The sequence below is a fragment of the Holtiella tumoricola genome, from assembly GCF_027857615.1.
GTDB lineage: Bacteria > Bacillota > Clostridia > Lachnospirales > Cellulosilyticaceae > Holtiella > Holtiella tumoricola.
Genome location: NZ_JAQIFT010000007.1, coordinates 22,047 through 34,389, shown reverse-complemented (window position 1 = coordinate 34,389; position 12,343 = coordinate 22,047). Strand labels below are relative to the sequence as shown.

Below are 12,343 nucleotides of genomic sequence, written 5' to 3'. Positions count from 1 at the left end.
CTATATAACCTTAACTTTATCCCATGTATGTATTGATAAAGCTGACCAAGTGTAGGCTTTTAGATTATTCCAGTAGTTATAGGTGTATTCAAAAGTAAATGCTAGATGTGCAGGTTTCACCTCTTCTATTGCACTTGTTAAATCCTTCATATTAGCAGGGACACCTTTTATACCTACAAATTTAACCACAAATCTATATTCGTTAGGGTACTCTATCACTTCTACCTCTCCATTTGAAAAGGCACTGGCTAGATTTACAATCATTTGCTTAGTTGTTGTTCCCGAACCTCTAATCTTAGACTTAATGCGTTCTCTTCTGAATTCATAATTCTTTTCTATTTCAGTGGGTAAACCTAATATTTTCTCCCACCTTGATAGCCCCCACGTAGCTGTTTCAATAAACATCTGATTAAATAAATCTTGTTTAAAGGCTATCACCTCAGCCAAGTTCATTCCTAAAATTTCTTGAAGAACTTTCATTTGCTCAATTTCATGCCAGTAGGTAGGTAGATATTTCATTAAGTCAACTTCTATGATTTCATCATGTGTACTTTCTTGAGATGATCCATAGGAGGATTCTCCATATAAGTTTTGGCCATAACCCATCCATTACACCCCCTTCAAATCATTCCAAGTAAGTCCTGTTCTGGGCAAAAAATCACTTGCGTGTTTACCATCAAGCAAATCAGCGTCCATCCCTGAACCTACCCCATCATTATTACTTGTCCAAATTTTTCTCCATCCTGGTGAATAACTACTTCCATTATTGATATAAACAAATTCCGAATTAAGAGCAAGTGCACTCCCTGCACTTGATGTTGTAGGCGTAAGAATTCTAATTGTATAGGCTGTGGATGTTCCAAGCACTTCTACTATGCAACCTGCTAAATGAATCTTTCCAAATCCAGAATCAGTTATAATCTGATTCGAAGCATAACTCCAACTACCTCTAGCAATCCAGTGTGGCTGTTGAAAAGCTCCTAAGTTAGTGAGTAAGTTGATAAACTGTGTCGTTGTAATTTCATTATTATTCCCACCAAAGTTTACTGAACCTGAATGTACCCTTGTAAAGCTAGAAGCGTGTAAATTATCTACGGTATCAGCATTTCCACCATTTGCTGGTAATGAAGAAGGCCTACCAGTAACACCTGTCCACGCTACAGATTCAGCTCTATCTACTACTCCATTGCCATTAGTGTCATATACGGCCTTAGTCATATCACCATAACCAGCAGCACCTAAATCCTCTTTTGAGACAAACTTAGCATTAGCCTCCGTTTCTGTATAATATCTACTATCATGATCATGTTCTAGTGCTGCTGCACCTATATTACCTGGTGTTACATCTTGCCAGGTATTATCACACCTTAGGAATTTCTTATTGTTAACTGTTTGAGTTGCAGGAACATGATTACCATGGGAAGCATTGGCTTTTCCATTCCATGTAGCTTTTTCCGTATCTGTAACATGACGCGTGTTAGCATCATTAGGATGTACATATCTATTAGCATTAGCCTCTATACCAGATAACTTACTTTTTTCAGCTGTTGTATAATCTTCAGTACTTAATCCTTTTCCACTTACCTTATCTACTTTATTGGATACTGTATTCCATAAATTTCTTTCAGCTGCAGTTATATGTTTAATGGCATCTGATAGATGTGTATAAGCTGCATTCCAATTATTTATCACTGTTTGTGTTAGTGCATCTATAATCCCCTTATTGCCATGGGTATGTTTTTTACTATTCATATCATCCAGAGTATTCTTATCCTCTTTAGCCATAAGTCCATCTATCTGGCTTGTAGCTTTAGGAATAGCGTTCGCACTAACAGCAATCCACTTAGTGCCATTAAACCTATATGTATAGTCTGTGTCATTCACATTAACTGTCCAACCATCTTGAGGCTCTGGATAAGTCGTTGCAATATCTGCAAAGGTGTCAACTGATTCTTTCCAATCTATGTTCATCTCCAAAGCAGCCAATTTATTATCTATTTCATTGCGTGTATACTTGTCATTCCAGTTGGCTCTCTCTGTAGAAGTCAAGTGTCGTATTGTATCTGAATCATGTGCATTGAACTCCGTCTTAGAGGCCTGTTGAATATTGTCTACATTTCCTAATCCTACTTGCGTTTTAGTGACTTGATGTGGGTTACTCAAATCTTCTTTATGTAAAATAAACTCAGCTTTAGAAGCTTGTTGGATATCTTCTACATTTCCAAGTCCAATCTGATGTTTATTTACAGCATGTGGGTTATCCTTTGTATTTTTATGATTTAGTATTTCTTGCTGTGCTAATCCTAGATTCTGATTAGTAGCTTCTAGATTTTCATTCGTAGTTCTTAAGTTTTCATTTGTTATATCTAAATCCCTTTGAAAGGCTCTACTATTCCAACTTTCTCTTTCATTACCTGTAATATGACTTACCTTATCCTCATGATGAAAATCTAGTTTATTCTTTACATGATTTATAAGATTTTCTAAGTAGTAAGCTGCACCTTGCAATTTATTAATATCTTCAGCTTCTACCATATCTCCATAAGTCTCATAGGTAATGTATAGGGCCTCATATTGGCTAAATACTTTAAGATAAGTCTTCCAAACCTCTTCTTTTTTATCTAAGGTATAAGCTAATACACGGTCTCCTGCCTTATTAGGCAACGTATAAATTTCTATAGTTTTCTCTAGAACATGGTCATGCTCTAAAAAGCCTTCCCACTTGCCAGCCTCTAGTGTAATTTGTTCATCTACAATTATGTACGGTTTATCTCGTTTATTTAACCTGGCAACAAAATTGTAAATTTGCTTTAGGTTCATACTACACCTCCACTACTATATTTCCTATAGCAGGTATTTCTTCTTCTGTTAATTTTATGTTAGCTGCTGTATTATTCAGCTTTAAGTCTGTATAGTCTACTACACCCTCAACGTCTAAAATCAAACTTCCTATAATAGCATACGAGATAATGTTTTTCTTAAAAGTAATGCTTTTAAAATACTCTTGTATCTTTACCTTTACATTCTGTTTAACACTCTCTAGCAATACATCTGTTCCTATCTCTAAGGTTACATTAATATCAATGTTCTTAGGCGTTGGTGCGACTACTGATACACTTGCACCTATAGGTCTTACCTCTTCTATATGTAAAGCCACTTTATCTATCAAACCTCTGTCAGCGGGAAGTTTGTCTGTATCTGTAATAAGTACCTTCACCGTACCTGGTCCATCCCATAAAGGAAATATTTTAGCATCGCCTACACCTTCAACTTCTGTTGCCCATATTTTATAATGATGAACATTCCCAGAAGTAGCAGGCATACGAACATTTAAGTAAAATCGCTCTCTTAAACGATCATCTGATTCTAAATCTTCACCTGCTATCAGAATATCTTTTAACTCTGCTGTTGTAAGACCTTTTATATAAGAAATAGGTAGTAAATTACCACTGTATAGGTTGCCTATTCTTCCTAGTTGTTCACATTCAAGCCTATACTCAAAGTCTTTTATCTTTTCTACTACACAATAAGTTGCATCTTCTAGACCAAATCTACTGCCTATTGGTACTTCTACATTAAAAACACCTTTTCTGATTGTTTGAGTAGCTTGTTTTCTATAAATGCCCATATCTGCACAGCATTTATCTAAATCTTCTCCTGTACTTGTATCAACATAGGTTCTATCTGCCATATACGCAAGTTGCATGTAGACTTGAGCCAATTCGAAACAAGCGGGTGCTAACGCCATATGCATGAGACTTCCTTCTCTTTTGTCCATATCATTAGGCACTTTTTCTAAAGCACTCTTAATCAATTCTTCAAAGGTCATATTTTCACCTCACTTTCTATCCGGATATCTCCATGTACAGTTACTGCAGTAAAGCTTACGTAAAGCCCCTCTTCAATATCAGTTATGGCAACATCCTCTAGTGTTGATATCCTGTCATCTACTAATAAGCACTCATTTAGTAATCTTGGTAACTCTACTCTTGCTAAATCTTTAGGCTTACCTACCAACTTATTCATTTCTTCACCATAATTCCAACTGAAAATAAGATGATTGTATCTTCCTGTTTTTAATGCAAGGTAGATACTTTGTTCCATAGCCTTTTTATCATCTATCATTCCTAATATTTTCTTACTTTCAAAATCTATATAAAAAGTTTTAGAAGGCATATGTTCAAATGGTTGCTCTGTACTAAGATCAAGTAAATTACTCTGCGGTATAAGAGATTGTGGCATTAGGATCACCTACCTTATCCAAAATAACATATTCTTCACCTGCCGCACTTACAATAAGCCTATCACCTACCTTTATCTTAGGTTGAAGAATACAAGTACGGATAACTTCCGTTAAAGAGCTCCCACTACATATATCCCCACCACTACTTGCTGTCGTTTTATAGTCTTTTACTTGAAGAATTCTTTCTTGAAGACTTTCTGGAAATATAAGTAACTCCTCTGTCAATTCTAGGTTTTCATTGATTTTGACCTTTAGAGGATTTATACCTGTTACTTTACATGTAAAAAGTCTAATCCCCATCCCTTCATATTGATACTTTGCAGTTCTTTGCATCTTTTCAAATAGACTCATTTATATCACCACCATTTCTAAACTCATTGTGTGTTCTTGATCTGTAAATGTATGTACTGCTGAGTTAATTAAAAAATAGCCCTCTATGTTTTCTTCTGGAATAAAAACATATGGACTATAACCTGCTTTACATCTTATATCCCCTAAACATTCTAGCTTAAGTGATTTCTTTTCTCTGTTCTTTACCTTTAGCAATGCTTGAGCTTGTTCCATGACTTGTGCCTTGTTTAACTCTTTATCCAATACATCATGATACTGCAATCTACCCCAACGCGCCTGAGTTATTTTGTCTTCTACTACAACTTCGCCTTCTACCCCGTCTTGTATCAGCTTAACCCGATTATAAGTATCTGAATCAATATCTTTAGTAGACTCATAATCCAATAGAAGTGTATCGCCGTCTATAACAAGGTCAAGCTTTGTATCTGCTATATCAAGAAGTTCCATAGCACCTACATTGTCTTGAAGAAAATAAGTTCTACCCGTTGCTAAGAGTGTCTTCTCTAATGCTCTATAAATCGCATCAAAATACTCTTTGTTATCTACTATTGTCTTAGGAATGACATAGCCTGTAGAGACAACCTTACCTAGTTTTATCTGATTAACCTTTGCAATAAGCTTTAAAATTTCATCTGCTGTCTTATTAGCCACACCAAAGCTATCTTTATTTTTAAGATATCTAAGCTGATCATAAGCTAATATTTTCTTTTCGTGTTCACCACTTACCTTGAAAACATACCCATAAAATATAGGCACATCATTGAGTTTAAATAATATAACATCACCATTATTAATAGTTATTTTGTGAGTAAATACATCACCACCTATATAATCAAACTCTAAACTTCCTGCCCTTCCTTTTCTTGAAGTCTTATAAATAACCTTCCCGTGTGGAACTTCAAAAATACTGCCTTGTCTATTATCAATAAGTAATTGAGTCGTCATAATGTTAACACCTGACCTGGATAAATTACATTAGGATTTGATATATTGTTCTTCTTCGCAATGTCCTTATATTTGCCACTATCCCCTAAGCACTTTTTAGCTATGCTACATAAAGTATCTCCTTTTTGTACTGTATAAGTCTTAGGAATTTCTTTTTCTACCGGTCTTTGTTCTGTTTTTGTAACAGACGCTTGATTGGTTTTAGATTCATTAACTATTTCAACCTTTTTAACCTTAAACCATCTATACTCCTTAAAACTTATGGTGTATTCAATATCACCGACAGCACCAGCTTTTTCTTTATAGCTAAAGTCTTCAATGGTACAAGCCCAAGATAAATCGACACTGGTACCTGTAATCACAAGTCTTACAGGTTTACCAGTATCTCTCCATCTTTTTATCTTTTCTATGTACTCTATAGGTTTTAATAAATACTTACTTGTAACATAAGGGCCACTATTCATAGAAAAAAAACCTTCTAACTTTAAAGTAGGTGCTTTAACTGTATTAATAACTGTTACCTCACCTATATTTTGCAGAATGTGACTCTTGTTATTCCCGCTTTCTTTTATTTCAACTTCTTCTGGTAATACCGGAAACTCGAAGGCTTCTGCTTGATTATTGAAACTTAAATAGATTTTAGCCAAGTCCATACACCACCTTTGTACTTGCTTCCATTTCTTCCTCTATGGATTTCTCTATACGCCTTACAATTTCATCTATATCTACATCTTTACTTACTGGACCCGTCTTGATATTAACTTTCGGAGTCAGTGTGACAAAGTTCTGGATAGATTCCATTTCAGCAAGTTCGCGCATAATTTCAAGGTCTTCATTGGATACATCTACTGTATCTTCAATGCTTCCAACTGAATCAATATGTCCACCTTCAAAGCCCATACTATTCATAGATGTTGTAAGGTCTTCAAAGATTTGTATTGCTCCATTTGATAAATCCACACCAAAGTCATAACCTTTATTAAAATTATCCGCTACATCAAGCTTTTCCATACGTTCTATAGTAACTGCTTGTTCTCCGAAGGTGTCATCAGCCCATGATTGCATATTGCTTCTCCACCCTGCTAGTGTATCAGCCATGCTAGAGCCAAAAAGTGCATCCATAGCATTTGCTATACTCTCTAAAATACCTAATACTGTGTCTGCAAAGCCTATAAATAATCTAACAGTTGCTGCTAAAGGATCATTACAAAAGTTCCCAAGAAACTCACCAAATACAGCAAATAAATTCCAGATGTCAGCAACTAAGTTGTAAAGGAATGCGTAGAGCCCAAAGAATATCCCTGTAACTGTTCCTATAATTTGTTCTGTTGTTACACCCATACTATGCAACATAGTCATAAACAATATTACGCTACCGATCACCATTAATATAGGATAATTCATTATAATCCACGCACCAGCTTGTGCTATTAATGCTGGTACCATTGCCCATAATTTCGGCAATAGCATACTCCCTATAATCATACTTGCTCCTAACAACATCATACTAACGAAATCCCTGTTTTCTATAAATAGGGATGCTACACTCCCTGCAACATTCCCCATAAATACCAATCCATTTGTTATCCATTCAATAACAGTTGCTATCATAAGTAAAAAGCTCATGCCTTGTGGCGTATCTAACCACTCAGCAAATGCGTAGAATTGATTAATCAAAGGATTTAGAATACCTGTCCCCTGATCATTAGCAAGATAATGTAAAAAGTTTGTCCAACTATTGCCTAATCTGGTTGTGACATCTCCCCATGTTCTAGGGATGTTTTCAAAAGTGCTATTAATGACATCTTTTTGATTTTCAAAGGCCTGTATGATTACATCTGTTGTTAGCTCACCATCTGCCCCCATACCTTTTAATTCACCTCTTGCTACGCCTAAACCATCTGCTAAAACTTTCATTAAGTAAGGTGCATTTTCACTTAAAGAACGTAATTCATCTCCTTGTAAAACGCCACTACCTAATGCTTGTGATAACTGTAGCATAGCTGATTTATTCATTTCCTCGGTACCACCACTGATACGAATAGCTTTATTAATTTGCTCTGTAAAATCCATAACCCCTTTTGTACTATCAAAAGCGCCTGACATAGTTAATTTACTCATCATATCTACAGTCTCTGCATAACCACTACGAGTATCATTAGCCATCTGAAGAATTTTCTTCTGCAACTCATAATGCTTTATTAACCCATCATTCATCATACCAATTCTTGAATTAATCATCATAGCTTCATCGTTATAATTCATAAATCTATTGATGCCATTACCTACACGCTGTATTAATTCAAGACCTTGATTCACTGCAATAGTAGCACTGCCTAACCTATTCATCATGCTTTCGCTGCGCCGGACTGATTGGGTAAATTCATCCTGATTTTGAGTCATACGGTCTTGCTGTACCTGTATTTCTCTCATCTCAGCACCAAGTTCATTAACTGCATTTCTGGCCATTTCAAGTTCTTGAGTTCCAAAATCTATAGCGACATTCTCACTAATACTATTTTGCATACTTTCAAAAGTATTCAGTGTAAGTGCCATGGCCTGTTGCATCTGTCTTAATGGCCCTGTCACACCATCATACAAACTCATTGACTGTTGAATCGTTGCCATTCCTTACACCTACTTTCTTTTATTTCGTCTAGCTGCTTTCTTTTCAGCTTCAACAACTGTATCAATACTTGCATAGATAAAAGCTTTCTCTTCCCTTTCCATGCTTAGCAATTCACTTGGTCTTATTTTAAGTTTATGGAGGGCATAGTGAGCATAATGAGCTTCACTATCACCCTCCTTAATTAGTTTTTTACTTCTTCTTTGAGCTGATTCATATCTTTTGAATAGCCATTCAATTCTTGCATAGCACTTAATAATTCTTGATACTCTCCTGGTGCACTTAATAGTTCAAGTAAAGTATCCTCTTCCCCACGTACACCAAAGAAGTTTTGTAATTCCTCAGATTTAAGATCTGGGTAAACAACACAAGCTGTTGCCATTTTCAACATAAATGCCTCCTGGTCTAGTTGCTTCACTTTTACACCTTTTTTAATAGCCACCTCTACCATGCAACTTTTTCTAATCTTCATTTCTTCTTTTGTTGTAATACCTCTTAATTCAAAAGCTTCAATTTCGCCTTTTTCATTTTTAAAACGATCACTAATAACTCTTTTAACTGTTTCTGTTACTCTTTGATTTTGAACCATAAATGCTTGTAAATTCATCTCTATTTCCTCCTTAGCCTAATGTTGGCTTTTTAAATTTTTCTAATAAATCTGCATCACTAAATGTAAAATCTAAATCTTCCTCAAGGACATCTGCATCTACATCAAAGCTTGCTAAAACAACGCTGTCTAAGTTGCAGTCTTTAAGTAGTACAGTTTGTGCACCAATTGAAGAGGTTGGGTCCTCATTAGTCACCTGAATATCAAAATAGGTATCCACGCCTGTTTTCATATATTTGATCATAAGTTCTCTAAAAAGTGATGTGGCATAATACACCGTCATACTTCCCTCACCACTCCAACCATTTGCCTTATGTTGTGTTCCTCTATGCCCTAAAGTCTTGATTTCTGTCTTTTTCTTTTTAGCTGTAGCTTCTAAATTTTTGGCATAAAAAAGAGGCTCCACCCTCCCATCAATTGTGATGAAAGCTCTAGCCTCTTGTCCACTTATGGTGTCACCTGCTTTAAAAAATCCCATACTCTACCTCCTATCTTACTGTTACAGTCATATATAGCTTTTCCATGCTATCTACTGGTTGCACATAAACATTAGCTACAACTGAATCACTTTCTTGTCCTGGTAATACCTCAACATCTTTTGTACTATCAAAGTTTTGAATTGCACTAATCCCTTGAAGCGTATCTAGATAATTAATACACTCACCTTTAAAGAGCTTTCTACCATCAGCATGATTATCTGTACTACCAAGATAATTTCTAGCAAAGATTCTATGCATGTCATTACCAATAGCATCTAATACACGGATCACTCTATTTTTTCTAAAGGATTTATCCTTATCTGCAGTAAAACTTATAAGAGTATTAATATCTTGTTCTACGACAGCCTTACCACCTTGTTCTATAAAAATAAATTCACCCTTTTGTAAGGCTTCTATAATTTGTGTATTGGTATATCTTGCATCTACATCTACACTATCATCATAGCTTGTATATGTATTGGACTGATTCACTTCTGCCCCTGCAGTAGCTGCTGCTACCCATGCTGTAGCCTTTACTGCATCAATGACTGTGCCATCGGTTAATTTAACACCATTTTTCACACTAATAATTCCTTCATAATCTGCAGTAGGATAGTTTTCAAGTACAGCTTGTACTTTTTTACCTTCATCTTCTCTCATACGTTTAATAAAAGCTACTGTTGCGCCTTTTACAGTACTGTCTGTTGTAGGAATAGCCATCGTATTCCATGTAAAAACTTCAATAGCCTTAAAGTAATCAAGGTAATCTTGACTTTCAGCTACTGTATCTGTTCCATTAGTTAAAGGTGTCCCTGAACTTGCTGCAAGAGCACCTGTTCCGCTAAATGTCACAAAGCTATTGTTCTCTAAATCTTCAACTGTTTTCCCCAGTTGTTCATGTACAGGACGACCATCTAAAAGGGTTATAACCTTAAATGTTCCTTCTGCATCTACATCTTCTGTTAATATGACTGACAGTGCATTTCCTCTGGTTCCTCCATACTTTGCAGTTATTGTAAGAGGTGATACTGTAGCTGTTGCTTTTGTCCCATCATTTACACGATAAAGAAGTATCTTACTAGCTCTTTTTACGGCCTCTTTAATAAGTAAAAGTTCTTGATCTAAAAGACTATAACCTAATACTTCTTGAATATCGGTTTCATTAGTAATCTCTATAACCTTTTTACTTGGTCCCCATTTTAATGATAAAGGCATTGTCATAATCCCTCTATCGGATAACGTCCCAAGTGGCTTACCAGCACTCTTAAAATTAATATATGCACCTGGTCTTACCTTATTCTGAACAGTAAATGTGCCTCCTGCCATTATTTCACCTTCCTTCGTTTTTCTTTTTTCAATAATTCTTTAACTTCCTTCACACTGTATGTTTTTTCATCCTCTAACAGGACCGTTAAAAGATAGTGTTCTTCTTGTTCAAATTGCTTACTCTGCAAGAACTGTTCCTTTATAAACTTACTTACCATAGGCATTTACCTCCAATCGTTTCATCTTAGGATATTGTTTTGCTTGCTTAATAAGATGGACTTTGTAATCAATAAAAAAATGAAGTACCTTATCGGATACCTCATGTTTCATGTTTTTACCTTTTATTTTAATGGCTTCTAATACTTCCATTTGTTCATAGAGGTTGTTGGCCGTCTGCTCAGCATCCTTATTACTTGTTGTAAAGTAATGGATATCTAAACTTACTTCATGGATATATCTCCTATCTAGCTGTTGCTCTCTTGAGCCATCCAGTACCTTTACAAAGAAACTTGGCTCTTCAAAACCTTGTGATACTGCTTCACCATAGATAGGTATAGGATTATAAAAACGATCTAATTGTTTAATCACTTCTTGTCTTATATCAAGCATCATCCACCTCCTAGTTGAACAGTTGTTTTAGGACTTGCACCGTATGTTTATCCGCTATTTGCTGCAGAGAGCGCTCTACTTCCTTCATAGATATAGTAAGCATAAAGTGACCTTCTACCCAACCTTTATTATTACGTTTACGGTGCCCATACTCAACAAACGATGCGTATTCTACGTTGTTATAGATAAGAATAAAGTGTGTGTTACCATTTTTCCTTACACCTGTAATATACCAACCTTTTCGGAGTGTACCACCTAAATGTCCATCATATCTTGCCTTGGTTCTTAAAACTTTTTTACCTTTGTTCTTTCCATTTTTAATGCTATATTCATAAGTTCCATAGTCACCTACAGGCGTTCTTTTTTTAGTTTTAGCTAGTACTCTATTGCTTGCTTCTTTCAAGATAGCTTCTATAAGTTGTTGACCGACTTCGTTCTTAACAGCTTCTTCAAAGTTTTTAGCCATCTTTTCAAAAGCTTTATAATCCATTTCCCCCCACTTGGCCATTATGCTTTACCTACTTCAACAAGATTAATCTCTTGATGTGTAGAATAAACTGCTGGTAAACCACTAGCTTCAAGGTTATAGGTTCTACCATGCTGAATAACTGCTATTTTACTTCCTGGTTTAACCTCTATCTCTGGTGCTAAAAATAACTTAACCATTTGACTTACTTCTGCACTAACAGAGCCTTGCTTAGCATGAGCGTTTGAATTGTGCGATAATCTACATGGTTGGTTTTCAGCTATAATACCTTCTTGAATTATTGTTTCACCATCTATTTTGACAGTTGTTGTTCCCTTGATAGTACATAAACCACTATATGTCTTTTCTAGCATTTTTCTCGGTGTCATTTAGGCCACCTAACCTTTCTATAGCTATTTAACTCCGACTTATAATCTTCTATAAGACTAGGATTTTTAATTTTCTCAATAGCTATTTGACTAGCTGTTTGATAACTCCAAGAAACATCACCTTCAGCCATGCCTTTCATTTCACTATCAACTTTTTCTTGTCCATATTGAGTGCTTCTATAAGTATCTACTACCATAAATAGAACCGTCTCTTCTAAGCCTTTTGGTACAGACTTTACATTACAATAACTACATACTCTTTTTTCAACTCTTCTAATAATGAAGGTTATGATGTCGTCTTTACTTCTATCATCTTCTGAAATACCTAGCAAAGTTTTTGCTTCTTCTAGCATAGTTACCTC

Annotated in this window: 16 protein-coding genes; all 16 read right to left on the bottom strand. The window is 35.5% G+C overall.

Features of this window, described 5'->3' with window-relative positions:
- Positions 1–606: a YmfQ family protein gene (locus PBV87_RS00940; RefSeq protein WP_271010820.1), complete on the bottom strand. Its 606-nt coding sequence runs from the start codon at positions 604–606 to the stop codon at positions 1–3.
- A 3-nt stretch (positions 607–609) separates the two neighbouring features.
- Complete coding sequence (locus PBV87_RS00935) at positions 610–2,820, bottom strand: hypothetical protein (protein WP_271010819.1); 2,211 nt, start codon at positions 2,818–2,820, stop codon at positions 610–612.
- A 1-nt stretch (position 2,821) separates the two neighbouring features.
- Complete coding sequence (locus PBV87_RS00930) at positions 2,822–3,829, bottom strand: baseplate J/gp47 family protein (protein ID WP_271010818.1); 1,008 nt, start codon at positions 3,827–3,829, stop codon at positions 2,822–2,824.
- The gene (locus PBV87_RS00925) at positions 3,826–4,242 is read right to left on the bottom strand and encodes a DUF2634 domain-containing protein (protein ID WP_271010817.1); all 417 of its coding nucleotides are present in this window, start codon (positions 4,240–4,242) and stop codon (positions 3,826–3,828) included. The genes PBV87_RS00930 and PBV87_RS00925 overlap by 4 nt, the downstream gene beginning before the upstream one ends.
- Positions 4,214–4,594, bottom strand: coding sequence for a DUF2577 family protein (locus tag PBV87_RS00920; protein WP_271010816.1), 381 nt, complete (start codon positions 4,592–4,594; stop codon positions 4,214–4,216). The genes PBV87_RS00925 and PBV87_RS00920 overlap by 29 nt, the downstream gene beginning before the upstream one ends.
- Positions 4,595–5,539, bottom strand: coding sequence for an XkdQ/YqbQ family protein (locus PBV87_RS00915; protein ID WP_271010815.1), 945 nt, complete (start codon positions 5,537–5,539; stop codon positions 4,595–4,597).
- Complete coding sequence (locus tag PBV87_RS00910; RefSeq protein ID WP_271010814.1) at positions 5,536–6,186, bottom strand: LysM peptidoglycan-binding domain-containing protein; 651 nt, start codon at positions 6,184–6,186, stop codon at positions 5,536–5,538. Before PBV87_RS00910 ends, PBV87_RS00915 begins: the two co-directional genes overlap by 4 nt.
- Entirely contained in the window at positions 6,179–8,167 is a 1,989-nt protein-coding gene (locus PBV87_RS00905) for a tape measure protein (RefSeq protein ID WP_271010813.1), read from the bottom strand. Before PBV87_RS00905 ends, PBV87_RS00910 begins: the two co-directional genes overlap by 8 nt.
- Positions 8,168–8,349: 182 nt before the next feature.
- Complete coding sequence (locus PBV87_RS00900) at positions 8,350–8,772, bottom strand: phage tail assembly chaperone (protein ID WP_271010812.1); 423 nt, start codon at positions 8,770–8,772, stop codon at positions 8,350–8,352.
- A 13-nt stretch (positions 8,773–8,785) separates the two neighbouring features.
- Complete coding sequence (locus tag PBV87_RS00895; RefSeq protein WP_271010811.1) at positions 8,786–9,250, bottom strand: phage tail tube protein; 465 nt, start codon at positions 9,248–9,250, stop codon at positions 8,786–8,788.
- A 10-nt stretch (positions 9,251–9,260) separates the two neighbouring features.
- A complete protein-coding gene (locus PBV87_RS00890; RefSeq protein ID WP_271010810.1) occupies positions 9,261–10,577 on the bottom strand; it encodes a phage tail sheath family protein in 1,317 nt (438 codons plus the stop codon).
- Positions 10,577–10,735: a hypothetical protein gene (locus tag PBV87_RS00885; RefSeq protein ID WP_271010809.1), complete on the bottom strand. Its 159-nt coding sequence runs from the start codon at positions 10,733–10,735 to the stop codon at positions 10,577–10,579. The genes PBV87_RS00890 and PBV87_RS00885 overlap by 1 nt, the downstream gene beginning before the upstream one ends.
- Complete coding sequence (locus PBV87_RS00880; RefSeq protein WP_271010808.1) at positions 10,725–11,126, bottom strand: phage tail terminator family protein; 402 nt, start codon at positions 11,124–11,126, stop codon at positions 10,725–10,727. The genes PBV87_RS00885 and PBV87_RS00880 overlap by 11 nt, the downstream gene beginning before the upstream one ends.
- Positions 11,127–11,136: 10 nt before the next feature.
- A complete protein-coding gene (locus tag PBV87_RS00875; RefSeq protein ID WP_271010807.1) occupies positions 11,137–11,634 on the bottom strand; it encodes an HK97 gp10 family phage protein in 498 nt (165 codons plus the stop codon).
- Positions 11,634–11,981 (bottom strand): hypothetical protein, encoded by a 348-nt coding sequence (locus tag PBV87_RS00870; protein WP_271010806.1) that lies wholly within the window; start codon positions 11,979–11,981, stop codon positions 11,634–11,636. Before PBV87_RS00870 ends, PBV87_RS00875 begins: the two co-directional genes overlap by 1 nt.
- On the bottom strand, positions 11,978–12,334 hold the full coding sequence (locus PBV87_RS00865) for a phage head-tail connector protein (RefSeq protein ID WP_271010805.1): 357 nt from the start codon (positions 12,332–12,334) through the stop codon (positions 11,978–11,980). Before PBV87_RS00865 ends, PBV87_RS00870 begins: the two co-directional genes overlap by 4 nt.
- Positions 12,335–12,343 lie beyond the last annotated feature (9 nt).

Coding starts and splice junctions, on each gene's coding strand:
- PBV87_RS00940 (WP_271010820.1), bottom strand. CDS start 606: ATGGGTTATGGCCAAAACTTATATGGAGAATCCTCCTATGGATCATCT.
- PBV87_RS00935 (WP_271010819.1), bottom strand. CDS start 2,820: ATGAACCTAAAGCAAATTTACAATTTTGTTGCCAGGTTAAATAAACGA.
- PBV87_RS00930 (WP_271010818.1), bottom strand. CDS start 3,829: ATGACCTTTGAAGAATTGATTAAGAGTGCTTTAGAAAAAGTGCCTAAT.
- PBV87_RS00925 (WP_271010817.1), bottom strand. CDS start 4,242: ATGCCACAATCTCTTATACCGCAGAGTAATTTACTTGATCTTAGTACA.
- PBV87_RS00920 (WP_271010816.1), bottom strand. CDS start 4,594: ATGAGTCTATTTGAAAAGATGCAAAGAACTGCAAAGTATCAATATGAA.
- PBV87_RS00915 (WP_271010815.1), bottom strand. CDS start 5,539: ATGACGACTCAATTACTTATTGATAATAGACAAGGCAGTATTTTTGAA.
- PBV87_RS00905 (WP_271010813.1), bottom strand. CDS start 8,167: ATGGCAACGATTCAACAGTCAATGAGTTTGTATGATGGTGTGACAGGG.
- PBV87_RS00900 (WP_271010812.1), bottom strand. CDS start 8,772: ATGAATTTACAAGCATTTATGGTTCAAAATCAAAGAGTAACAGAAACA.
- PBV87_RS00895 (WP_271010811.1), bottom strand. CDS start 9,250: ATGGGATTTTTTAAAGCAGGTGACACCATAAGTGGACAAGAGGCTAGA.
- PBV87_RS00890 (WP_271010810.1), bottom strand. CDS start 10,577: ATGGCAGGAGGCACATTTACTGTTCAGAATAAGGTAAGACCAGGTGCA.
- PBV87_RS00885 (WP_271010809.1), bottom strand. CDS start 10,735: ATGGTAAGTAAGTTTATAAAGGAACAGTTCTTGCAGAGTAAGCAATTT.
- PBV87_RS00880 (WP_271010808.1), bottom strand. CDS start 11,126: ATGCTTGATATAAGACAAGAAGTGATTAAACAATTAGATCGTTTTTAT.
- PBV87_RS00875 (WP_271010807.1), bottom strand. CDS start 11,634: ATGGCCAAGTGGGGGGAAATGGATTATAAAGCTTTTGAAAAGATGGCT.
- PBV87_RS00870 (WP_271010806.1), bottom strand. CDS start 11,981: ATGACACCGAGAAAAATGCTAGAAAAGACATATAGTGGTTTATGTACT.
- PBV87_RS00865 (WP_271010805.1), bottom strand. CDS start 12,334: ATGCTAGAAGAAGCAAAAACTTTGCTAGGTATTTCAGAAGATGATAGA.